The 22,216-nt window shown below is 42.4% G+C and carries 24 protein-coding genes; 1 reads left to right on the forward strand and 23 read right to left on the reverse strand.

Annotated features, from left to right (window positions below):
- Positions 1–108 precede the first annotated feature (108 nt).
- Genes AB1K83_RS07795 through AB1K83_RS07850 form a run of 12 tightly spaced genes read right to left on the reverse strand, consistent with a single transcriptional unit; the run spans position 109 to position 12,442 of the window.
- A complete protein-coding gene (locus tag AB1K83_RS07795) occupies positions 109–1,704 on the reverse strand; it encodes a glycosyltransferase (RefSeq protein WP_413057614.1) in 1,596 nt (531 codons plus the stop codon).
- A gap of 51 nt (positions 1,705–1,755) precedes the next feature.
- Positions 1,756–2,904, reverse strand: coding sequence for a UDP-4-amino-4,6-dideoxy-N-acetyl-beta-L-altrosamine transaminase (pseC, locus tag AB1K83_RS07800; protein ID WP_413057615.1), 1,149 nt, complete (start codon positions 2,902–2,904; stop codon positions 1,756–1,758).
- Positions 2,901–3,944 (reverse strand): pseudaminic acid synthase, encoded by a 1,044-nt coding sequence (pseI, locus tag AB1K83_RS07805; protein WP_413057616.1) that lies wholly within the window; start codon positions 3,942–3,944, stop codon positions 2,901–2,903. The genes pseC and pseI overlap by 4 nt, the downstream gene beginning before the upstream one ends.
- A complete protein-coding gene (gene pseG / locus AB1K83_RS07810; RefSeq protein ID WP_413057617.1) occupies positions 3,941–4,924 on the reverse strand; it encodes a UDP-2,4-diacetamido-2,4,6-trideoxy-beta-L-altropyranose hydrolase in 984 nt (327 codons plus the stop codon). Before pseG ends, pseI begins: the two co-directional genes overlap by 4 nt.
- A gap of 1 nt (position 4,925) precedes the next feature.
- Positions 4,926–5,648, reverse strand: coding sequence for a cytidylyltransferase domain-containing protein (locus AB1K83_RS07815; protein WP_413057618.1), 723 nt, complete (start codon positions 5,646–5,648; stop codon positions 4,926–4,928).
- Complete coding sequence (locus tag AB1K83_RS07820; RefSeq protein WP_413057619.1) at positions 5,645–6,337, reverse strand: HAD family hydrolase; 693 nt, start codon at positions 6,335–6,337, stop codon at positions 5,645–5,647. The genes AB1K83_RS07815 and AB1K83_RS07820 overlap by 4 nt, the downstream gene beginning before the upstream one ends.
- Complete coding sequence (locus tag AB1K83_RS07825; protein WP_413057620.1) at positions 6,334–7,272, reverse strand: ATP-grasp domain-containing protein; 939 nt, start codon at positions 7,270–7,272, stop codon at positions 6,334–6,336. The genes AB1K83_RS07820 and AB1K83_RS07825 overlap by 4 nt, the downstream gene beginning before the upstream one ends.
- Positions 7,273–7,294: 22 nt before the next feature.
- A complete protein-coding gene (locus AB1K83_RS07830) occupies positions 7,295–8,230 on the reverse strand; it encodes a class I SAM-dependent methyltransferase (protein WP_413057621.1) in 936 nt (311 codons plus the stop codon).
- Positions 8,231–8,262: 32 nt separating this feature from the next.
- Positions 8,263–9,006, reverse strand: a complete 744-nt coding sequence (locus AB1K83_RS07835) for a crotonobetainyl-CoA--carnitine CoA-transferase (RefSeq protein WP_413057622.1) — start codon at positions 9,004–9,006, stop codon at positions 8,263–8,265.
- A gap of 11 nt (positions 9,007–9,017) precedes the next feature.
- Positions 9,018–9,983: a UDP-N-acetylglucosamine 4,6-dehydratase (inverting) gene (pseB, locus tag AB1K83_RS07840; protein ID WP_413057623.1), complete on the reverse strand. Its 966-nt coding sequence runs from the start codon at positions 9,981–9,983 to the stop codon at positions 9,018–9,020.
- A gap of 13 nt (positions 9,984–9,996) precedes the next feature.
- Positions 9,997–11,853 (reverse strand): motility associated factor glycosyltransferase family protein, encoded by a 1,857-nt coding sequence (locus AB1K83_RS07845; RefSeq protein WP_413057624.1) that lies wholly within the window; start codon positions 11,851–11,853, stop codon positions 9,997–9,999.
- Positions 11,840–12,442 (reverse strand): hypothetical protein, encoded by a 603-nt coding sequence (locus AB1K83_RS07850; RefSeq protein ID WP_413057625.1) that lies wholly within the window; start codon positions 12,440–12,442, stop codon positions 11,840–11,842. The genes AB1K83_RS07845 and AB1K83_RS07850 overlap by 14 nt, the downstream gene beginning before the upstream one ends.
- A gap of 161 nt (positions 12,443–12,603) precedes the next feature.
- Here AB1K83_RS07850 and AB1K83_RS07855 point away from each other — a divergent pair, with 161 nt between their 5' ends.
- Complete coding sequence (locus AB1K83_RS07855) at positions 12,604–13,866, forward strand: motility associated factor glycosyltransferase family protein (RefSeq protein ID WP_413057626.1); 1,263 nt, start codon at positions 12,604–12,606, stop codon at positions 13,864–13,866.
- A 48-nt stretch (positions 13,867–13,914) separates the two neighbouring features.
- Here the strand turns inward: AB1K83_RS07855 and AB1K83_RS07860 are convergent, their stop codons facing one another.
- The 11 genes from AB1K83_RS07860 to AB1K83_RS07910 all read right to left on the reverse strand — a co-directional run bounded on the left by AB1K83_RS07860 (position 13,915) and on the right by AB1K83_RS07910 (position 22,187).
- The gene (locus tag AB1K83_RS07860; protein WP_413057627.1) at positions 13,915–14,733 is read right to left on the reverse strand and encodes a flagellin; all 819 of its coding nucleotides are present in this window, start codon (positions 14,731–14,733) and stop codon (positions 13,915–13,917) included.
- Between the two features lie 267 nt (positions 14,734–15,000).
- Positions 15,001–15,222, reverse strand: a complete 222-nt coding sequence (csrA, locus tag AB1K83_RS07865) for a carbon storage regulator CsrA (RefSeq protein ID WP_413057628.1) — start codon at positions 15,220–15,222, stop codon at positions 15,001–15,003.
- Between the two features lies 1 nt (position 15,223).
- The gene (fliW, locus tag AB1K83_RS07870) at positions 15,224–15,658 is read right to left on the reverse strand and encodes a flagellar assembly protein FliW (RefSeq protein WP_413057629.1); all 435 of its coding nucleotides are present in this window, start codon (positions 15,656–15,658) and stop codon (positions 15,224–15,226) included.
- Positions 15,659–15,746: 88 nt separating this feature from the next.
- Complete coding sequence (locus AB1K83_RS07875; RefSeq protein WP_413057630.1) at positions 15,747–16,301, reverse strand: DUF6470 family protein; 555 nt, start codon at positions 16,299–16,301, stop codon at positions 15,747–15,749.
- Between the two features lie 55 nt (positions 16,302–16,356).
- Positions 16,357–17,256 (reverse strand): flagellar hook-associated protein FlgL, encoded by a 900-nt coding sequence (gene flgL, locus AB1K83_RS07880; protein ID WP_413057631.1) that lies wholly within the window; start codon positions 17,254–17,256, stop codon positions 16,357–16,359.
- 16 nt (positions 17,257–17,272) lie between these two features.
- Positions 17,273–18,826 (reverse strand): flagellar hook-associated protein FlgK, encoded by a 1,554-nt coding sequence (gene flgK, locus AB1K83_RS07885; protein WP_413057632.1) that lies wholly within the window; start codon positions 18,824–18,826, stop codon positions 17,273–17,275.
- A 14-nt stretch (positions 18,827–18,840) separates the two neighbouring features.
- Positions 18,841–19,344 (reverse strand): flagellar protein FlgN, encoded by a 504-nt coding sequence (locus AB1K83_RS07890; RefSeq protein ID WP_413057633.1) that lies wholly within the window; start codon positions 19,342–19,344, stop codon positions 18,841–18,843.
- 21 nt (positions 19,345–19,365) lie between these two features.
- Positions 19,366–19,638: a flagellar biosynthesis anti-sigma factor FlgM gene (flgM, locus tag AB1K83_RS07895; protein ID WP_413057634.1), complete on the reverse strand. Its 273-nt coding sequence runs from the start codon at positions 19,636–19,638 to the stop codon at positions 19,366–19,368.
- Positions 19,639–19,771: 133 nt separating this feature from the next.
- A complete protein-coding gene (locus AB1K83_RS07900) occupies positions 19,772–20,191 on the reverse strand; it encodes a TIGR03826 family flagellar region protein (protein ID WP_413057635.1) in 420 nt (139 codons plus the stop codon).
- Positions 20,192–20,208: 17 nt separating this feature from the next.
- Complete coding sequence (locus AB1K83_RS07905; RefSeq protein ID WP_413057636.1) at positions 20,209–20,823, reverse strand: ComF family protein; 615 nt, start codon at positions 20,821–20,823, stop codon at positions 20,209–20,211.
- Positions 20,820–22,187 carry a DEAD/DEAH box helicase gene (locus AB1K83_RS07910; protein ID WP_413057637.1) on the reverse strand — a complete coding sequence of 456 codons (1,368 nt, stop codon included), beginning with the start codon at positions 22,185–22,187 and terminating at the stop codon, positions 20,820–20,822. The genes AB1K83_RS07905 and AB1K83_RS07910 overlap by 4 nt, the downstream gene beginning before the upstream one ends.
- Positions 22,188–22,216: the final 29 nt, after the last annotated feature.

Below are 22,216 nucleotides of genomic sequence, written 5' to 3' on the forward strand. Positions count from 1 at the left end.
ATTGTCGAATACCTCAAAATTAACTCGTACCCGGAAGAAATTTCCGAAAAATCGGACTCCCCTGACTTCTCACGTCATTGATAGAAATTCGATAAAAATAATTGTCTTTTAACCCTCACGCTTCTGTAGCTGGTTGACAATATTCATGATATTTTTAATTCGTATTTCATATGTGTGATATTTTCTAATCGTTTCAAAACCTTGAGTCCGAATACGATTTCTATCTTCTTCATGGTTTAAATAGTAACGTATTAATTCTTTTAAATCTTGTAGATCGCGATACTTAACCAAATCATGTCCATCAGAAAACAAACGATCTATATCTAATTTATGATTTGTTGCTAAAAAACCTTTACAGCCAAGTACATCAAACACTCTCATAGGTAACCCGGTTTCAACAAATGATCTAGTTATATTAACGTTTACTATTGAGTTCATAAATACTTTTGGCATCTCATTAAAATGCTCAGCATATCCTTTATAACATTTTTCTAATTTAGCTTCTGTCTTTGTAATCCATCCTTCATCTCCATATATACTTAAATCAAATTCTTTAGCCAATTCCTGCATCATTAGCTTTCTTTCCTTATAAGAATGATAGCGTCCTAACAAAAAGGCAAACTTTTCACTTTTGGGGAGCAGTTCATGTTTCTGCCGGTCTATCGTTAAACTTGTTATATTCTCTATTTCATCAACTAAGTTATCAGTGACCATTTCTTTTAATATATACTCACTAGTCTGGCTTTGGAGTTGAATCATTTCTTCAATATGATTAATATGGGAGGGTGTTAATCTATCTTTAAAGTACGTCATATATTCATTTTGGATACAAGATCCTCCCAAAAAAGATACCTCAGAAACATACTTCAGATTTCCTTCTTCTCTAGAATTAATTCCTCCTAACCTGTCAACATTAGCGGCGACTGGCATATAGTGTATATTTTTTAATCCTCGTTCTCGAAGTTCACTCATAACTTTCTTATCATAAACGAACATATAAGAGTATTTATAATTCAAATTTTCTTTTTCATATAAAGTATAAGCAGGTGTATCTACTGTCCAAGAGATGTAAGGAATCCCCAAGCTATTACTCAGCTTGGCGACTGTCGGGCTAAAGTTAATTGAGAATAAATAATCTGGTTTGGCTTTAATTATCTCGTTCAATATTGTTGATTCATTAGCCCAAGCTAGAATGGATGTCTTAAATCCAATTTGCTCAAATGCAACCTTACAATCTGCTGCAATTGTATCATGCGGGAAGATCCCCACTATTTCCTTATAGTTTCTTTCGCTCTTTAAAAATTTTAATACCTCTGTATAAAAAGGTATATCACATTGAATTAAGTTAGTATTTTCAAAAACTTGGATTTCCGAAAATTCATATGGAATCTCTTTATAATTATCTTTTCCTAGAACTTTAACATTATTAAGAAGATCACTGTTTGACTTAAGAAGTTCGTAAAATTGTAAATCAGCTTCAATAACATATATCGGCTTATTAGTGTTTTTTTTCAAATATTCAAGTTCATAGCCTAATCCTAATCCTAATTGCACTATACATGCTGTGTTACCACTTACACTAATTTTTTCCTTTATTTTCTCAGGAAAATAAGTCGAATACAAATATTTCCATTTACCATTTATATTATACTTACATGTCAAACTACCATTTTTAGCTGTCTCCAGAAAAATATTTTTATACATGTTAATCACTCTCCAAAAAATACTAAACCATTAAAAAAATTAGGATCCTCCTTAAGTTCCTATTATATTTTTTAAAATCCTAATAATAAAATTCACATCTTCATTTGTCATCTTTGGATGCAACGGCAATGTTAGTGCTTGCTTATACCACTTTTCCGCTATCAGACATTGACCTCTCTTATACCCTAACTCCTGATAATACGGATGCCAATAAACCGGGATATAGTGAACATGCACTCCAATATTAGCAGCTCGCATTTCGTCAAAAATCTGTCTCCGCGTCTTACTGAGCACATTCTCGTCCAACTGGATCATAAACAAATGCCATCCCGATTCAGTATCCTCCAACTGCTTCGGCGGAATCACTCCCGGCACATCAGCTAACAGGTCATTATATTGATCTGCAATCTCCCTACGTCGTTCTAAAAAGCCATCCAACTTCTTTAATTGAGACAGGCCCAACGCAGCTTGTATATCATTCATCCGATAATTAAACCCTAGATCCGTCATTTCATAATACCAATCGCCCTGTTCAATTGAATACGGCGTTTTGGTGATGCCGTGGCTTCGGAATAATTTCAACTTTTCGTAGTACTCTTTGGAATTCGTCGTGATAATGCCACCTTCTCCTGTTGTAATCGGTTTGACAGGATGAAAGCTAAACATCGTCATATGGGCTTGGGAACCTACTTTTCGCCCTTTGTACGTTGCCCCTAATGAGTGTGCACCGTCCTCAATGACAATCAAATTATTCTCTTTTGCAACGTCCATAATGGCATCCAAATCGACGGGCTGGCCTGTGAAATCGACGGGGATAACCGCTTTTGTCTGAGGCGTGATTTTTTTGGGGATCTCGTTCGCATCAATGTTATAAGTATCGGCATTAATATCCGCAAAAACCGGGGTGCCTCCACAATACAAGACCGCATTCGCCGTTGCAGCGAATGTAATTGGCGTTGTAATGACTTCATCTCCTTGCATAATCCCCGACGCGAAACAAGCACCATGCAACGCAGCGGTTCCGTTCGCAAATGCTACAGCATACTTTGCTCCTACATAATCGGCAATCGCCCGCTCAAACTCCTCCACTTTCGGGCCTTGCGTCAAAAAAGGCGACCGTAGTGTTCCCACTACCGCCGCGACGTCGTCTTCGTCTATTGTTTGTTTTCCATAGGAAAGAAAGGTTTCTCTTTTTTTCATAACAGCAACTCCCAACTTAAAGGCGTCCCTTTAGCCGCATCCATCTTTATCGTTTTACCTAAAACGACGTCCAAATATTTCGGCGGAAGTCCATGTCCCGGTCGGATTATGCGGACATTGTCTTTTGTCAGGACGTCACCAGCTTGCAAGTCTTTACCGATATACAAAGAACGTCTGTGTTCCAAGGAAGCCACTTCGGCATTGGTCGGCCCATACTGGATCCTACCCAAGCTTTGCCACGCCCGGTCAGTTTCTTCTACAAGCAATTTCAACTCATGAGGTTCCATTGAGAAGGCTGCATCTACCCCGCCATCCGCGCGCGATGTCGTAAAATGCTTCTCAATGACGGATGCCCCCAACGCGACGGCTGCGATGGAGGTTCCGACGCCCATCGTATGGTCGGACAATCCGACTTCCGTCCCAAACAGCTCCCGCAAATGAGAGATTGTCCTTAAATTTGAGTTTTCCGGGGAAGCGGGATACGTGCTTGTACATTTCAATAAAACGAGCTGGTCATTTCCTTCTGAACGAACTGCCCGCACCACTTCATCCAGCTCCGCAATGCTGGCCATGCCTGTCGAAATGATGACCGGCTTCCCAGTGGCCGCTACTTTGAGTATCAGCGGAAGATCCACATTCTCGAACGAAGCGATTTTATAAGCCGGAACATCCAACGTCTCCAAAAAATCAACCGCCGTCTCGTCAAATGGCGAACTAAACCCTAAAATTTCCCGTTCCTTACAACGGTCAAAAATCGCTTCATGCCATTCCCACGGTGTGTACGCTTCCTTGTAAAGGTTGTAAAGCGATTGTCCCTTCCATAAGTTCGTATCACTCTCAATGAAAAACTCACCTGTATGGATATCAAGTGTCATTGTATCTGGAGTATATGTCTGTAGCTTGACTGCATCCACCCCTGCATCCGCCGCTAAATCGACCAGATGCAGTGCGCGTTCCAGCGATTGGTTATGATTGCCGGACATTTCTGCTATAATGAATGGCTTTTCATTTGGTCCGATTCGCCGATCCTCTATATTCATAATTGCATCATCTCCATTATCATTTCAATGCAAGGATTCGGGTTTTCAGATGCTGTCAACCGCAATCCAAGTTCGCTCATCTGCTGCAACTCATCCCTTCCCTCCGTCAAAGAAGAAATCAATTCCTCATACGTTTCAGCTGTAACTTTCTTATGCCAGCCAAGATTCCACGCAACGCCCAACGTTGCCGCCGTTTCAGTAGCCACGACTTGGTTTTCAGCTACAATTGTACTGGAGGAAGGCAATCCGACATAACACCGTTCCCAGGTTGTACTGCCACCCGCGCCTATGGAAAAGTCAGCTTGTCCCATCAACTCTGCCATATAATCAATTTGACAATGATAATGAAATCCTTTTCCCACACAAACCCTCTCAATAGCTGCTCTATTCACATTCGAAGAACCAACGACCACATCGACATGTTGAAATTCCTTCTTACTCTTTTCTAACCCCTCTAAAACCTTCATCGTCTCATTTGTCGGGTCACTGCCTCCCATAAAAACAAGCAGTCGTTCCATCTGATTGTTTCGAAGCCGCATCTTCTTTCGCTCTTTTATGAACTCATCCCGCATGATCAAATATTGAGGTCCAAGCAACTGAACACAATGCTCGGGCACTAACCAATCATAGCGACTTTTATAATGGGGGACCATGTTCTGGTCAATCAACAGGTCGCAATCATGCCGCCGATTGGCCAAATCATCGATAACCATTATTTTTTTTGCCATTGGACGCACAGACCTTTCCCAAGCTACATCTATTCCATAATGGTCTACAATACACAAATCCGTTTGTTGGAACTTTTGAGTGACGGGATAGCCTTTAGCTTGCACATATTCAATCAAACTCCCAGGTAGATCTTCCATCATAAATGTTATATCGCAACCTCTATTTCGCAGCAATCCAGCCACGGTCAAACAGCGCATGACATGTCCTGAACCTAGTTCCGTAGAGGCATCTGTCCGTATGAGCACCTTCATTTCAAGTTACCGGTTTCTGTACAATATGTGCATTCAACTTCGAAACGTCAGGATTATCATTCAAAAACTGTAAGACATCCGTACTGGATACAAGTTCATTTTGGAAATGGTCGGCAATTGCCTGGCAGACTTGATAATCCTCTTCCGTATCCAATGTAATCCGTAATTTAGGATATTGTCGATCCATCGGCACGGAATAGGCGGCATGTGAAAATTCTTTAGGTTGTTCATACGCATAATATGTCACATGCTCTCGGTGTCGGTGTTCCTTACCATGCCCATGGATGTACAGAAGCGATTTGTAAGAAATCATTTCAACCGCAAGTCCTCTTGGTAGATTGCCGGCAAGATTAATAAGATCAACACGCTCGCGTTCCATCAACTTTACAATATCGGTAGCCATCTCAAAATCGACAAACGGACAATCCGCAGTGACACGAATGACATACTCCGGTTCATATTCTTTCGCGCATTGCACGTAACGGTCCAACACGTCATCTTCCGCCCCTCTGAAGCAAACGATACCCTTTTCCCTACACCACTTTTCCACTGCGTCGTCCTGTGGAAGCACCGATGTTGCTACGATCACCTCTTCAATCCCTTGAATCTGCTTGCAGCGTGCAGTGACATAGTTCAGTACATCCGTAGTCCCTAGCGGTTTCAACACCTTTTCTGGCAAGCGGGACGACCCCATTCTTGCTTGGATGATGACGATTGTTTTCATTGGATCACTTCCTTTATCTCAGGCCATATTTTCACCAATGTCATCGGTAGCTCAGTTAAAGAGTTAATATTAAATTCCGCCTCATACTCAGGCGCCACTTTAATTTCCTTATGTTGTCCAATCATCACTCGGATAGTTCGGAATCCTAGGGGTTTAATCCCAACGAAATCTTTTGTAGGGTTATCCCCTATATAAACTACATCTGCAGCTTCAACATTTTCTTTTTTTAATAAATGGAGAAAGCAATAGGGGGAAGGCTTTGCCCGCTCTACTCCATACCGATGAGTGATATAGCAATGCTTCATCCGTTCATATAGACCGAGGGCTTGTGCTTTTTTATGCTGGACAATTTTATTCCCATCCGTTACAAGGTACAAGGGAAAATCCTTAAGTTGCTCGAGACAAAAAACTGCTTCTTTAGACAACGAGATTTCTGGATTATGAAAGCGGTATACACTTAAACATTTACGGGCCAATTTTTTTGAGTAACAGTCAAACTCTTTGAGCAAATCATCGAAAATAGCTCCCCTTCCACTGCTTTGAAGACGTTGCCACATCCACTCAAACAACGACTCGGGATTTACTCTGATTTGACTGGATAAGAAAGAAGCGACTTCATAGAAGCCACTTCGGACATATGTGTATTCATCGTATAGAGTATCATCCATATCAAAAACGATGACTTTCAAAAAATCAAATCCTTTGCATATCGAACTTGTGTCAACTCTTTTTCACTTCGAGTAAAAGGGATGTCCTCTAATGATTTCCCTGTTGATTCAAGGAAAAACCAATAAAAGCTGTCTAATCCAGCAGCGACACTTAAAGTGGAAGCCCCGCCGAAACGGGGATTACATTCAATGATATGGGGGGTTCCTGTTTCGTCTACGATTGCCTGGAACATAACATGCCCCCGAAGATCTAAAACTTCGGCAAGTTCCATAGCCAGTTTTTCCAACTCAGGGAGTCGTGCAGTTCTTGTGATTTGTGATTCTCCATTTACGACAAGCACTCGTTCCCGGACAACTGCTCCCTTGCTCTTACCAACCTGGTCTACATAAACATCAATACTAAATTCTATTCCCTCAATATAAGGCTGATAAATGGCTGCATCCAAATGTCTAGCTACTTTTATAGCTTCTTCTTCCTTTACTTTTAAATACAATCTTTTTGAACCCGACCCAAATCGCTCTTTCACTACAAAATAATTACCGGAAACCGTCTTTAGATTCAACGATGTTTCTATTGCACTATAATCTCTATCTTTTAAATACTGATAAAATTTCAGTTTGTCACTTGTATGATTCAGCGCACTCAATCCTGACACCATTACAAATATGCCATTCTCTTCAAGTAACGAAAGGTTTTTTGCAAAGTATAAAAGTTCTTTATCTCGCGTTGGAATAACAAATGAGATTTGATTTTGCTGACAGTAACTGATAAAGTCTGAGACTGCTAGATCATCGAGTGGTGGCATCCACCAAAATTCATCAACAAAATAACGCCCAATGCATTTTTCATTTAAATCACCTCCATAAATCACTGAGCTTCCTAGTCGTTTCGCTACATCCTTCACATTTTCTATTAATGTTACCTTTCGGGAAACACTAGTTATCAAAAAGTTCATTTCAATTATCCCTCTCAAAAAGTTACAGCGGCTTTTGAGCATACATATATATTGATCGACCTAGGCCGATTTCGGCAAGTTTCTCATAAAGCTCCTCCAGCTTCACTTCTCTTCCCGTATCACGAAAACTTGACTCAAAACAATTAACAATCTTACTAACCATTCTTTGATAGGCTGGTTCTGCATAGTAATTTAATCCGCTTTGTAATAAAAATTCTAATGGAAAGTTACTAATCTTATATACTTCCTTAAATCCATGCTCCTTTAATAATAACTCTAACGATTCAAAAGTAAAATAATTGATGTGGTCCGGATAGGTAACCCAATGATAATCTTCGTTAAAATATTCTTTATAAGCCAACTGTCCCTCACTGAAATCATTTGGAACACATACACGCAAAATTCCCCCCGGTTCCAGTGCTTTATAGGCCTTTTTAAGAAAACCTCTTGGATTAGCTAAGTGTTCCAATACGAATTGAATATTAATAAACTTTAAATTTTCTTTTGGAAATTCTTTAATATTATCAACGGGCTTATCTATTACTTGTAATCCAAATTGTTTTAGATAATTTGACGCTTCTTTGCTCGGTTCAATAGCAATGCTTTTCCAGCCCTTTCGTTGAAAATAAAGAGAAAGCAAATCATTTCCGCACCCAACGTCAATCATTGTTAATTCCGTGTCGCTCTTACAATCGATTGATTTTTCGACCTTCTCATATATTTTTGAGTAAGACTGGTTTAACATTACATTATCTGTTTTCTCTTCTACCTCTTCTACTGATAACTCCTTGTAGTCTTGAGGCTTAATTTCCGAGTAATATTTCTCTCTGTAAAATTTATTTAAATCTTCCTCTGAAGGAAACGGATAAAGATGTTTGAAACCACACGTCTTACAATCTATGATCCGATGTATTCCTTTTTCCCAGGATTGAGTATATTCATGCACGATACTACTCATAAAAGTTCTCCTTCTATTCTGTATTAATTAGTTCACCTTATAATCACATACGACATATATGGCGATAAGATGGATCTATGTAAAGTATAATTATTTGCCCCTAAGACCTCCATAAAAGCGAGTGTTTCTCCTGGAAACTTTGGGTGATTTAATTCATCAAAACCAATGATACTTCCTTTTACAAGACGGTCTTTAATCAACTGTAAGCAAGCTTTTGTGGGCTCATATAAATCAAAATCAAAGTATGCAAATGCAATTAAGGTTTCAGGGTTTTTTTCCAAATACTTAGCTAATGTTTTTGTGGCATCTCCTTTTATTAATTCAAATTTCTTGATGTGACTGATCGGGCTTTCATTTTCATGATATTGTAATATTTTTTCCAAGTATTTCTCGTAACCATCTGTGACCGAGTAGTCATTTATTTTATTTAAATTACCGTCTTTTTCATGAATTGTGGGGAATCCCTCAAATGTATCAAAACCAATTATTTTTCTTGTGAAGTTAAACGGTTCGTACATGCCTCTAAATGATTCAAATAATGCTAAATTCTGTCCCCATCTAACTCCAAATTCCATAACTACTCCATGGACATTAACTATTTTTTGGTATAACTCATTCATAAATATAATTCTAGAAAGGGTTTGTCTGTTGATAAATAATCCTAAATTAGTCAACACTTCATCTTCGGGTAATGGGTTAATCGAATAAAGTTCATAGAATCGCTTTCTATTTTCAATTTCACTTATATTGGATAGTATTTGTTTATTAATATTCATATTTTACTTCCTCACACTTCATTTACCATTTTTTGCAACTCAGGAACTGACAACCAATCCTTATTCATATCACTTGTATATTTAAAACCTTCTGATAATGTCTCTCCCGTTTCAATGGACTTCTCTGACCACCAAGAAAATTCCGGCTGAATCACATAATAAGTATCGAATTCCCGCGTATGCCGGGCATCATCTTCCAATATCATCGCCTCATGCAATTTCTCCCCAGGGCGAATACCGATAATTTCAATATCACAATCAGGAGCAATCGCTTTAGCAAGATCTACAATGTTCATACTTGGAATTTTTGGTACAAATATCTCTCCGCCCTGCATGCGCTCCAAGTTGTCCAAAACAAACTGAACACCTTGATCCAAAGTAATCCAAAAACGTGTCATACGAGGGTCAGTGACTGGAATTTTTCCAGTTTCTTTGATTTTTTTAAAGAACGGAACAACGCTCCCTCTACTGCCTACAACATTTCCGTAACGAACTACTGAGAATTTGGTATCCTTGTCCCCTACATAAGAGTTGGCCGCTACAAAAAGTTTATCAGAGGCTAACTTTGTTGCCCCATAAAGGTTGACAGGGCTGGCCGCTTTGTCAGTACTGAGCGCGATGACTTTCTCCACTTTGCGATCTATTGCTGCTTCTATGACATTTTGTGCGCCGTGGATATTTGTTTTTACCGCTTCAAACGGATTGTATTCGCAGGCATCGACATGTTTCATAGCGGCAGCATGAATAACAATATCAACGCCGTCAAACGCCCGGTATAGCCGATCCTTATCCCTCACATCTCCAATAAAAAAACGGATTCTCGGATCAGTAAATTCCTGTTTCATCTCATACTGTTTTAATTCGTCCCGGCTGAAGACGATCACTTTTTTCACATCTTCTGTCAATACCTTTCTAATGAACTTCTTGCCAAAAGAACCGGTTCCTCCTGTGACTAAAACTATCTTTCCTTGTAACATGTGACCACTTCTTTCAATATAAAATTGTTTCAGTTTTCATTTCTTGATAAAGCTGAAAAGCCAACTGATAGTCCCGTGCACACTCCGATAAAAAGGTTCCAAATTCCTTAATAATAATTTCCGCTTTTTTTCTAGCAATCGTTTCAGATTTAACACCTTGAATATTTTGCGAAAGCCGATCTTGCTGGACACGAATCATTGGTTCAAGGAAAATATTATAAAATGAATTCTGTTTCATTTTCTCAATTACTGAATCTAATTTTGTGTAATTTATTTCAAGATGACCTATTTTCCGATCGTGCAAGACTGTTTGAATGGCTTGGATAATTGTAATTGCTCTATGAATAACGTTTTGCAGAACTTCTGCCTGTTTATCTAGAAATTGAAACTGATTTTCAACATAAGCTATATCATATGAATTATGTCCTGTCGCCCAATTCTCTCTGATTACCGGTTGGCGGAGCTGTTTTTCCATTAATTCCGCTAAAGCTATAAATTCTGTACCTTGAATAGCTGCCCCACCTTTAGTGGTATTCCAGACTTTGACGCTTGGATAAGTTGATATATACATTTCAAGTTCCTGCCTCATCCTATTAAATCCATCTGTCGTTTTTACTAGATTCCCATGAACATCATTAATTACAATCGCAGATTTCAATTTCTCTTCGATCACCGTTTGACTGTCTGTACCATAGTCGATTCCATGTGCATAGTGTTTATCGGAAATATATGCAAGGTTTTGGCCCACTAAGATAATTTGACTGACACCCAACTTTATCAACAATTGGAATGCGACCACTGCAATCGACGGTGCATCATATACAAAATCCAAGCTCGAATCATCTTTGTATTTCACTAATGCCGGAGCAACTGTATCTTGGCTCATAATCATATGCAGTAATTGGCCCGGATAATTTTCAATTGTTTCAAAACCAACACTGCTCCCAAAAATCAATGGGATGTCAATAATGTTATCATCTTTAATCCGCTGAATAACCCGATAGTTAATGTCTTGCGGATCATACGTACAAGCCGCATCTGGATAAACCCCATGTTCAATCAGGGCATTGATTGCGGAACCAACCGAGAAAATATAAGCCAGCCCATATTCTTTGATATATCGAAGATTTTCAAACTCTTCATTGAGCGACGGCCCTGCAGCCACGATAATAGCAGGTTTTCCAACAAATGCGCTGCGGTCAATGTCGTGCAAAATATTTGGTGTTTTTAGCACGGTAGGAAAATTTTTGATTGAGTTGATTATCCAGCGTTTTTGGAATGCTGCATTTACCGCAAGATTCATGTGCCTGTGCTTTAATGAGCTTAGTGCTTTCTCTAAGATAAAATTGACTTGTTCCACATACAATTTTTCATAGACAGGCAAGGTAATAATCTTTAATATATCGTTAGAGGAAACCAGAATGTGCTGGATTGTTTGTTCAACCTTATCTTGGTCCGTTCCCATAAAAATTTTCATTAGATTCCGGACGGGCAGCTCTTCCAGTGAAAAAGTTGATAAACAATGAAGCAAGACTTCTTCATTGGGTTCGTAAATTGAGAATTTCAGATCACGATGGTTCTCCAAATATTTCTTAATATGATACCCTAACCCGATTCCAATAAACAAGACATGCTTAACAGACTCTTCTTCAATCTTCCCTACGAATCGTTCTGCTTCTTGCTCTGGATCATATTTGCTTTGGAGATATTGTGTCCGCCCGTCTAGGTGTACTTTTATAGTCGGTAAGCCAGTCTTTGCTTCTTCGACTACGACATTGCCACTCGGCTCTTGCTCTTCAAGTTCTGACAGTCGATTTAGCAACTCCTTGTCCTTCAGGCGCAGAATATTGCGATTATCAATTAAGATCATGACGCATTCCCTCATTGTCAATCGTTTTTTTCACTTCATTACCAAGTTCTTCAAAATTTGGCAAGATCTCGTATTGGATAATATCGCCGATCAAGACATTGTCTTCGTTTTCAATTGCCTCTGCGAAATTGCGGATCTCTTCCTGCATTGAGGAGGAAATCGTCAAATAAGTTTCCCAATTGTATGGTACCGTTCCATTTTGGCCGATCACCATAAGCATCCCGTCCAACCATTGCAGCCCGCCTAACAGATCGTCCAGTTTGCCCCAGGTCTCTGGTTTTGGATTATCGTAAAACTCCTCCGCCAAAATTGGCAGTTCCGGAACGGCTCGCTCTAAATATTCTTCGGCAGAAAGGAACAGGTCATTGACGAACTCCTTCACCGTCTTTGCAATGACTTCAACCCGAACCAACTGGCCGAGATACCGCTCTAAAAAATCCTCATGTTCTCCATGTACTTCCTCGCCGTCCACAATAAAATGACTGAAATAGTACCCGTTCTCAAGCAATTCATTTATTTTTACAATAACCTCTTCGGCAGTAGGTGTGCCGTCAAAGGTGATAATTTCCTGTTGAAAGATAAGTTCCACAGAAGGACGCCTCCAGGTGATGTTTTTATATAAAGTGTAACATAGTCAGTGTTTATATCGGTTCTAAACCTAAAATTTATAGTTTAATATGTATGGACCAAGATAGTGTATAATGTTCAATAAACATTTTATTTCTATTCATGAAAGGGGCTGCTTGTCTGTTGGATATTTCCTTAATAAATACCAAAACTGTCCCAACAGTTAAAGTGACATATAACGGCAAAACAAATATTTTTCACAGTAAATATAATCCTGAAAATGAAGCGGACACATGGGTGATAAACTTAAGCAAGGTTTTAAAGCAAAACGAAGATGTATTAGTTATTGGCCTTGGGGCGGGTTATCATATTAAAAAACTAGCACTGCAATATAAAAGTCAAAAGATTATCGGAATAGAATTTAATGATGAATACTATTCATGGTTTCTAAATAGCATTTTTTATAAACAATTATCAAATTTAAACAATGTAGACCTCTTTTCCTTTTCTAGACTTTCAAAAAAGGAGCAAAAACAAGTTTTTTCACCTTTTAGTTCTACCAACATAGGAATCCATAAAAGTGGTTTGGATATATTTCCATCCGAGTATTCTTCAATATTTAATTTATTGAAAAAATTACAATATCATCAGCGCACAATATACCAACAAGTCGAATCTTTATACGAGAACTTTCATAAAAATATTTCACTAAATGATCCGGGCATTAAGGATTTAAAAGATACGTATAGCAACCGACCAATGATTTTGGTTTCAGCAGGACCATCTCTTAGTAAACAACTCCCTCTTTTGAAAACTATTAAAGAGGAGGGAAAGATAACAATTGGTGCAGTCGGCACAGCAATTAAACCTTTACTTCAAGCCGAGGTCATTCCTGACTTTTTTATGGTAAGCGATCCAAAAGTGGCTACACTTACCCAATTATCAAATATTCATATACCTGAGGCTAAGTTGCTTTATTTGAGCACCGCTTTTCATGAAACTATACTATTACATTCTGGTGAAAGATACATTGTGTATCAACATGGATTTCCTGAAGCGGAAATTAGAGCAAAAGAAAATAAAGAACCAATTATTCAAACAGGCGGATCTGTTGCCACTAGCTTATTGGATACAATGGTGTGGCTGGGTGCAAAGTCCGTTGCTTTAGTCGGTCAAGATTTAGCTTATACGGAGGGGCAAAGTCATGCGAAGGGAGCACATTTACAAAAAAATATTATTGTGACTTCAAACCAATTACAAGTCGAAAATTATGAAAGAAATGGATTGATCTTCACCTCAAAAAACTTATCCATTTACCGCGATTGGTTTGAAAAGTATGCGGAAGAGCATCATGGGTTACCTTTGTATAATTGCACAGAGGGAGGAGCTTATGTGACCAATTGGAGGAATATATCCTTGCAACAATATTCAAATACTTTCAAATAAACAGCGAAAACACGATCCAGTAACTCGGATCGTGTTTTATTAACCGGATTAACGAAGCAATTGAAGGACGCCTTGTGGTTGTTGATTGGCTTGTGCTAACATAGCTTGTGCTGCTTGAGTTAAGATATTGTTCTTTGTGAACTCCATCATTTCTTTCGCCATATCGACATCACGGATACGGGACTCTGCGGCTGTTAGGTTTTCGGAAGAAGTTCCAAGATTATTAATTGTGTGTTCTAGGCGATTTTGGTTCGCACCCAGTTTTGAACGTTCAGCAGATACTTTATCAATAGCTTTTTGGATTGTTTCAATAGCTGTGTTCGCACTTGTTTGCCCACTAATTGAAAGCCCGCTAACGCTGAGGCCTTTTGCAGACATGTCACCAATTTTGAGAGTAATATCTTGTCCCTTATTTGCTCCGATATGGAATTTCAAACCAGTAGTGTTTAATCCGCCACTCATTAGAACTTTAGTGTTAAACTCAGTATTTTGTGCAATCCGAGTAATTTCTGTTGTCAACTCGGCAACCTCTTTTTGAAGTTCCGCACGGTCAGACGTTGTATTTGTGTCATTTGAAGATTGAACTGCCAACTCACGCATACGCTGAAGGATTGCATGTGTTTCGTTCAAAGCACCTTCGGCAGTTTGAATCAAAGAAATACCATCTTGTGCGTTCTTTTGAGCCATATCCAACCCACGAATTTGACCACGCATTTTTTCTGAAATTGCTAGTCCTGCCGCGTCGTCTCCTGCACGGTTGATTTTTAAACCTGATGAAAGTTTTTCCAAGTTTTTAGAAGCGTTTGTGTTGTTTGCTCCTAATTGGCGGTGTGTGTTAAGTGCCGCGATATTGTGGTTGATTCTCATTGTAATTTCCTCCTTGAGTGTTTGTTGGGTTCACTTCCTTGTGACCCGTTTTGTTTGGCGGAGTTGAGAGCCGGCCGATACTCTTTCCTGCCGCTTACAATACTAATATCGGATGTTTGGGTAGAGTGTTTAGTAGTTTGAGAGAAGTTTTTTGGTTTTCTTTAGGGGATTGTGAAAGAAATGTGGCGAAAAGGTGTGCATTTCTATATACGGTATGCCAGGAATGACACCCTTTCCTGGCACGCTGGTTTGTGGTATTGTTGTGGATTATCTCTTTTTTAATAGTTGGGAGAATAGCGTTGCGTCGAGTGTGATTGCTTCAGTGTTGGTGTCTGAAATCGATTGGACAAGTTCGCCGCGCAGGATGTCCACGGATTTCGGTGCCTCGATGCCGATACGGACGGTATCGCCTCTGACTTCCAGAATGCGGATTTCGATGTCGTCGCCAATCTGTATAGTGTCGTTCGCTTTTCGTGATAGAACTAGCATATTAGTAGGTACCTCCTTTACCGATAGGATGGCGGACGTTGAAATGGTTGTCGTTGAGTATCATCTGCTTCGCTTTCCGGTTGTGGAGTTGGAAGATGAGCGGCGCTTGCAGGTTGATTGTCGAAGCGTCGAATGGTTGATTGACGGATAGGACGGCTAACACCATTATGTCTTCCGGTTGTCGAATTTTAAGCAGTTCAATCGTCGGTTCGTCGATGTCGAAGGAATACTCCTTGATTAAGGTATACGGATTGGCGACGATAAATGCTACTTCCGCTGTTGTCGCGGATTGCAGTACTCGGAAAATGTTGTTGCCTTCGATTTCCAGTAGGGTGAATTCTTTTTCATCCTCAAAGCCGGGGATGCCTTTCGGAAATTCCCATATTTGGGATTGCTGGATGTCAATTAGTCCGTGGAATTTGGTCTGGATTTGCATTGGATTCGCTCCTTTATTGTAATCATAAATTTAGCGTACCATTCTTAGAGTAATAAAAAAAGAACGAGCTCTCCCGTTCTTTTGGTCTCTACCATTTAAAATCGATTTGTATGGATGGGTATTGCTCCATGACTCCCGTTACTTTGCCAGGCGTATAGTTATGAATTGGTTTGTTAATTTGTACGTCATGGACTGGTTTTTGCGATGTCGCTTGGATATCGAGCGTTCCTGGCGATATATGGGTCTTAACTTTCACCCGGTCTCCAACAAAACGAATACCTAGCGGGGCGATGGGCCGCTCGGTGTTTTGTTTGGCGATGTCTACCATGGCGTTGCCACCGTTTTCGATTCGGACGAGCTGCTGGCCTTCCTGCGCTCGGCGGGCGATGCCTTCCATCACTTGTTGCATACCGTATTGTGCGTTTTCGTTTCCGCGGCGAAGTGCACTTTTCATGTCAATGTCAGCACGATTTTCAGTGGTATCTATGGATAGCTGTGATCGGGTAGTCGACATCTCCAGTATGGCGGCAGGTTGTTCAATGTGTTGTGTCGCCTTGGGCTGTTCGATTTCCTGAATTGGCTTGTCGATTTGCAGGACTAGCATGCCGCGGTTTGTTTGGATTTGGAGTTGTGGGATATTCATAGGCTTCACCTTTTAAGAAAGCGTTTGGAACAGGTCCAAACGCTTCTGGTTTATTTTATCGTAAGAAATCAACAAGCGAGGGTTGAATAATGCGTGCACCTACTGAAAGTGCGGCACGGTGGATGGATTCCTGGGTGATCATTTCGGTGATCACTTTTTCATAATCGATATCTTCGTTTTCGGATCGTTGCTTTTTGGCCGCGCCTTCCTGCATTTCAAGTCGGTTCCCCATTAATTCTGCTCGATTAGAGCGTGCTCCGATATCTGCACGATTGGTTAATACTGATTCCATTAATTTATCGATTTCAGAAATTGCTCCTCCAAAATCATAACTGTCGTCAGTATTAGATTGAATATCATTGAACAACTTGTCTATCTCTTTAAACATTTGCCCTGCCGCTGTATTTACTCTTAAACTAACTCCATCGAACACTTCAATTTCAACAACTTTTTCATATGCCGTTGGGTCAGATGGATTAGCAGGATCATCCGAACTCAATGCAGGATATGATCCGTCATACAAAGGTTTATCTGTCATTGTTCCACTAAAAATATATTTATCTCCGACTTTTGTATTTGCCAAGTCCCTCAATTGCTGTTGCATTTGCTCCAATTCCACTTTTATCTTATTGCGATCATCTTCCGTCATCGCCCCCGTATTCGCCGCGTTTGTAACTAGGGATCTTGCACGATGAAGCACTTCCCCGACACCATTAAGCGCATCATCGGAACTATCTAGCCAATTGTGGACTTCACCTAAATTCTTTTGAAATTGTGCAACCTTATCAACCTGCATGCCGTAGCCCAAACTTCGCATTACAACGACTGGATCATCGGATGGGCGGTTTACTTTTTTGCCGGAACTCAGTTGTTCTTGCAGTTTGCCCATTTTATTGTAACTTGACGAGAGATTACGAAGCATATTATTAGAAAGCATTGATTGTGTAACACGCATTTAAACTGCCCCCTTCTTATCTACCTACAACACCCATACCATTAATGATTTTCTCAAGGGTTTCATCCACCACAGTAATCATGCGAGCAGATGCGTTATATGCCTGTTGAAATTTGATCATGTCCGTCATTTCTTCATCCAAAGAAACGGAACTGATTGAATCTCTTCGGTTGGATACTGCTCCGAGTAAGGTTGTTGTATTGAATGTCATCCGGTCGGCTTGCTGTCCTTGGACACCGAGTTCGCCGATGATGCCTGCGAAATAGGATTGGACGGTGGAACCGTCTAAGCCACTACCATTAGTACCTAATGGAGCAAATAAGACATCCGCCAATTTTTTGGCGTTTTGACCGTTTCCGACCTCGGCTGGATCTACATCTTTAGAAGTCGAGGCGGCTACCCGATTTGGATTATTAATTAATTCATTCGTGACAGTTATGTTCCCTGCATTAATTGTTGTGGATCCATCTCTAGTAGCAAAAAAATCATCCCCTGCTTGGCCATCGAGATCCGTTCCTTCTTTATGCACTTTATTAAACTCTGTTGCAAATTCCATAGCCATCTTATCTAATTTAGCAAGCATGTCAGGATACAGCCCCTTGACATCTCCATCATTGTAACCGTAAGAATCTATTAAAGATCTCATTTTTCCCGACTTTTGCATTGCAGTTACGTTAAGATTACCCCCTGTTGCTTGGCCGTTCGCTGTAAAGGTGAAAGATATCATATCTACAGGACTTTTTGGGTTACCTTCAGTGTCTGCATTATCTACATTCATCTTAGCAAAATCTTTCCCTTTGATAACTGTAATAGGATCGCCATTTGTTTTAATACTTACTGTGACAGTACCCTCTGCAATAGCCAATGCACGTCCACCTGATTTTTGATAGTTGATTTCAATTGGTACATATGTTGATAGTTCATTAAGCAGTACATCACGCGCATCATACAGGTCATTCGGCATATAACCATTCGGTTCTACTTCGCTGATTTGACGGTTCAAGTCAGCAATCTGTTCGAGGATGGAGTTAATGTCTTTTGTGCTAACGCCGATTTCTTTACCGAGATTCGTCTGGATCTCTTCAAGGGATTTGTGCATATAGTTGAACGAATCGGCTACCGCCACCCCACGCTCCACAACAACTGCGCGTGCCCCACCATTTTGAGGATCAGTTGCGAGTTGTTGCAAAGACGACCAGAATTCACTCAATGATTTCTGGAGACCGTATTCTGACGGCTCAGCCAAAACATCCTCCATCTGCGAAATCGCCTTTGACCGCGATTCCCAATATCCCAGCTTATTCGATTCCTGTCTGAATTGCTGGTCGACGAAGGAGTCGCGGATGCGTTGGATGGAACCGGCTTCGACGCCTGTTCCGAGGAAGCCGGGCATCGTTGGGGTGTTGAGACCGACGCCTGGGAAGCCGGCGGTTGCCTGCATGTTGACGCGTTGGCGTGAGTAGCCGGGTGTGTTGGCGTTTGAGATGTTGTGGCCGGTTGTATAGAGTGCGGATTGTTGGGTAAAGAGTCCGCGTTTGTTTGTTTCGAGTCCCATGAATGTGGAGCGCATGTTTAGTTTCCTCCTCAGGCGTTGGTGTCGAAAGTGGGTAGGTCTTTCAACTTTCGGGTTTGATTTCCTTGTACTTCCGTTTTTGAGTAGTTGACCGACTCCGGGCGCGGCCGGACCATGTCCAGCGATAGATTCACGAACTGAAGGGATTGGTAGGTCAGTTTCTGATTCAGATCGTTCTGCCATTTCAAGTCATGAATCGCATGCAGGAGACGGTCCCTCGCCTCCGCCAGTTGTTGCTTTTCCGCTTCCGGCGCAGCGTCGAGCAGGTCGGCCACGGTCGGTTCGCCGGTGACGGGTCTTCCCTGATCCGCCAAGTATTGCTCTACGGCCCGCTGCCGTTGTTTGTCCATCTGCACGATGGCGGCCAGATGCGCTTGCTCGTCTTTCAGCATCTGGTCGAGTCCGATCATGTCCCCTTCTTTGATGAGCTTCGTTTTGTCGTATGCGAGCCGCAGCAGACTTCTATGAAGTTTTTCAAGGCTGTCGAGTGACGCCAGGATGGGTGTGATGGACATGTCTTTTCCTGCTTTCTTTCCTTATTTCTTGATGTTGAAATAGTTGACCAGGTTGGACGCGAGCTTTTCGGCATCCACGTTATACGTGCCGTCCTGGATTTGCGCTTTCAGCTGTTGGACGCGTTCTTTCCGTTCAAGTGTGAAAGCTGATGTTTCAGATAGTTGTTTCGCTTCGGACGAGATTTCGATTTTGTCCGCCCTTACCTTCGTCAGTTCCTTTGCCTGTTCCGTTTTGATTTGGTTGGATTTGTACGGATTGATACGCGGGATGTTCATATTGTTATTGATTTTCATCTGGATCTCGCTCCTTTCGGTTGTATATGGTGCCTTATTCTTTATTTCGGCAGTTTCCGTGGAAAATGAAGGGCATTTTGAACGAAAAATACCGGCAGGCCGAAAGCTGCCGGTAGTACTAGTATAGACCTATTTACGAATCCGATCTGCGCTCCGCATGGTATGTGCCCTTATTATGACGGTCGACAGCCTCTCGGAATTCTTTGGCCGCTTCGAACGTCCGTAGTTCATTTTTCAGATCCGCGGTGCAGCGGTCGCATAGTTTTCCTTTATTTGTCAGGCTGCCGCAGTTGTCGCATGGGTAGCCGAGGTTCGGGAAGAGGGCTGGCTGCAAGCGACCTTTGCGGACCCATTTGTGAAGCAGGGATTCTGTGACGCCGGTCGCTTCGACGATCCGTTCGATGGTCGCCGCGCGGTTTTCGCGTCTTCTGAGGAAGCGATACACCACCTCGTATAGTTTTTCTTCGTCCATTGCGCATTTCGCGCAGACGTCCCGCACGCCGGTGTAGTTGAAAAACTCACCGCATGTCGGGCATTCGCGTAATTCTGCCATTTGGTTTAAACTCCTTTCTAGTGTGACGGTTCGGCACGGATGAGGGTCACTGCCTCCACCTGTGTAGCGCCCGCCTCTCGCAAGACGGTTGCCGCGTGCCGGAGCGTCGTGCCGGTCGTGAAAATGTCATCGACGAGTATGTATGGACCTGGTCCGATGGATGTGCCCGGTTTTATTGTAAATAAAGGGCGCATGGCCAGGCGTTCTTCTTTCGATTTCTCCCCCATGACGGCCGTGTCGACTTTTTCGAGCAGGTGCGTGAATGGGATGCCCGCTCGCTTCAACAGCTCGTCGACATGGGCGAAGGTGCGCTCGATTTTCTTTTCAGGATGCATCGGAATCGGGACGACGGTCGCCTTCCCTTTCAGCACCGCCCGCAATTCATTCGCAAAGACGCCGGCGAGCGCGATGTCCTGGAGAAATTTATATTGATGCAAGTACTCCCGCATTGCGTCATTGTACGTGTAGATGGAGGTGATCCGGTCAAAAAGCGGATCATCATCTATTATGTCGGCATGCTGGAAGTTTTTTGAACAGTCGTCACATATGTCTTTTTTGTGTTCGATGCCCAGCAATCCACTCCATGTTGGGAACGCGGCGATCGGCTGTTCACAGAGAAGGCAGTGGTTCATGTGGTGTCACGCCCTTTATTCAACCTCTGGATTTCGTGTTTCGCTACATCCATGGCATACGTGATGCCGTGATGGAACAGGACGAAATCACCGGTCGGGTGCTGTGCCGAACGCCCGACCCGGCCGCCGATCTGGATGAGTGCGCCTTTGTTGAAGATGAGCTGTTCCGCCCCGACGACCGCGACTTGGACGTTCGGGATTGTGATTCCGCGTTCCAAGATCGTTGTAGTCAGAAGTCCGGGAATTTCCTTGTTGCGCAGCAGCTGGACATGCTCTTTCCGGTCGGGATGCGCCGCGTGGACCGCTTTGATGCGCGAGTCGAGATTCTCGAATAAAGGGAGTGCCTCCTCCATCAGGCCGATGTGATGGAAGAAGATGAGGAAGGGCTCGTGTTTTAGGAGCCGTTCTTCTGTCCAGGCGGCAAGTTTCTTCGGCAGTTTCCCTTTACGGATTTGCTTGGCATAATTCCATAGCGTGTCGAACCGCGGGACAGGCAGCGGATGCCCGTGATAGCGGCGGTCGATCGTCGAGATGTTGCCACTCTTCTTCATGTTCGCGAGCAGTCTGTCCGATGGCGTCGCGGTGACGAAGTGGACGGGCGCCCCCGGTTTTGCGGCTTTCCGGACGGCACGCTGGAGCGTTTCGTCTGCTGTATATGGGAACGCATCCGCTTCGTCGACGAACACGGCGTCAAATGCGTGCCGGAAACGGAAGAGCTGGTGCGTTGTCGCGAGGACGAGTTGCGGAGCGGTATCCGTTTTTGATTCGCTCCCCCCGTAGAGTGCTTCGATGGCGGTCTGCGGGAAAGCGGCACGCAGCCGCGGTTCGAGTTCAAGGACGACATCGACCCGGGGCGCGGCGAGGCATACCCGCTTCCCTTCTGTTAGTAGCCGATGGATCGGTTCGAATAAAATCTCTGTTTTCCCCGATCCGCAGACGGCATAAATGAGGTGCGACCGCTGTTTTGCGGTGCTCGCAGCGAGTTCCTCGGACGCTTTTCGTTGTCTTGGCGTCAGGGTTCCTTCCCAAGCGAGTGCATGATCCATTGGGAACACGGGAGACTCGCCATTCCAGACAATGAGCTCGGTGCAGGAAGAAACGCGCCCCATTTTCAAACAATGCCTGCAATACGTGCACGGTCCGCCGCATTTGGCACAGTCGAACGTTGTGAAACGGGACGGATCGTCATTTTCGCATCGGTTGCAAAAGGGCCAGCGTTTTTTCGTCTGGATGCCAGGAATGGTGAAAATGTGATTGGATTCAATATGTGCATCAATCGCTTCGGGCGGAAAAGGGCTGTGCCGGCGCAGCCAAATACGACCACTCAGGAAATCCCTGATGGCCGGGTAGAAGGTTGTCGTCATCGGCAGCGCCCCCTTTCCAATCTATTTAT

Origin of the sequence: Sporosarcina sp. 179-K 3D1 HS, assembly GCF_047228905.1 — a bacterium.
In the GTDB taxonomy this organism is placed as follows: Bacteria; Bacillota; Bacilli; order Bacillales_A; family Planococcaceae; genus Sporosarcina.

Coding starts and splice junctions, on each gene's coding strand:
- AB1K83_RS07795 (WP_413057614.1), bottom strand. CDS start 1,704: ATGTATAAAAATATTTTTCTGGAGACAGCTAAAAATGGTAGTTTGACA.
- pseC (WP_413057615.1), bottom strand. CDS start 2,904: ATGAAAAAAAGAGAAACCTTTCTTTCCTATGGAAAACAAACAATAGAC.
- pseI (WP_413057616.1), bottom strand. CDS start 3,944: ATGAATATAGAGGATCGGCGAATCGGACCAAATGAAAAGCCATTCATT.
- pseG (WP_413057617.1), bottom strand. CDS start 4,924: ATGAAGGTGCTCATACGGACAGATGCCTCTACGGAACTAGGTTCAGGA.
- AB1K83_RS07815 (WP_413057618.1), bottom strand. CDS start 5,648: ATGAAAACAATCGTCATCATCCAAGCAAGAATGGGGTCGTCCCGCTTG.
- AB1K83_RS07825 (WP_413057620.1), bottom strand. CDS start 7,272: ATGAACTTTTTGATAACTAGTGTTTCCCGAAAGGTAACATTAATAGAA.
- AB1K83_RS07830 (WP_413057621.1), bottom strand. CDS start 8,230: ATGAGTAGTATCGTGCATGAATATACTCAATCCTGGGAAAAAGGAATA.
- AB1K83_RS07835 (WP_413057622.1), bottom strand. CDS start 9,006: ATGAATATTAATAAACAAATACTATCCAATATAAGTGAAATTGAAAAT.
- pseB (WP_413057623.1), bottom strand. CDS start 9,983: ATGTTACAAGGAAAGATAGTTTTAGTCACAGGAGGAACCGGTTCTTTT.
- AB1K83_RS07845 (WP_413057624.1), bottom strand. CDS start 11,853: ATGATCTTAATTGATAATCGCAATATTCTGCGCCTGAAGGACAAGGAG.
- AB1K83_RS07860 (WP_413057627.1), bottom strand. CDS start 14,733: ATGAGAATCAACCACAATATCGCGGCACTTAACACACACCGCCAATTA.
- csrA (WP_413057628.1), bottom strand. CDS start 15,222: ATGCTAGTTCTATCACGAAAAGCGAACGACACTATACAGATTGGCGAC.
- fliW (WP_413057629.1), bottom strand. CDS start 15,658: ATGCAAATCCAGACCAAATTCCACGGACTAATTGACATCCAGCAATCC.
- AB1K83_RS07875 (WP_413057630.1), bottom strand. CDS start 16,301: ATGAATATCCCACAACTCCAAATCCAAACAAACCGCGGCATGCTAGTC.
- flgL (WP_413057631.1), bottom strand. CDS start 17,256: ATGCGTGTTACACAATCAATGCTTTCTAATAATATGCTTCGTAATCTC.
- flgK (WP_413057632.1), bottom strand. CDS start 18,826: ATGCGCTCCACATTCATGGGACTCGAAACAAACAAACGCGGACTCTTT.
- AB1K83_RS07890 (WP_413057633.1), bottom strand. CDS start 19,344: ATGTCCATCACACCCATCCTGGCGTCACTCGACAGCCTTGAAAAACTT.
- flgM (WP_413057634.1), bottom strand. CDS start 19,638: ATGAAAATCAATAACAATATGAACATCCCGCGTATCAATCCGTACAAA.
- AB1K83_RS07900 (WP_413057635.1), bottom strand. CDS start 20,191: ATGGCAGAATTACGCGAATGCCCGACATGCGGTGAGTTTTTCAACTAC.
- AB1K83_RS07905 (WP_413057636.1), bottom strand. CDS start 20,823: ATGAACCACTGCCTTCTCTGTGAACAGCCGATCGCCGCGTTCCCAACA.
- AB1K83_RS07910 (WP_413057637.1), bottom strand. CDS start 22,187: ATGACGACAACCTTCTACCCGGCCATCAGGGATTTCCTGAGTGGTCGT.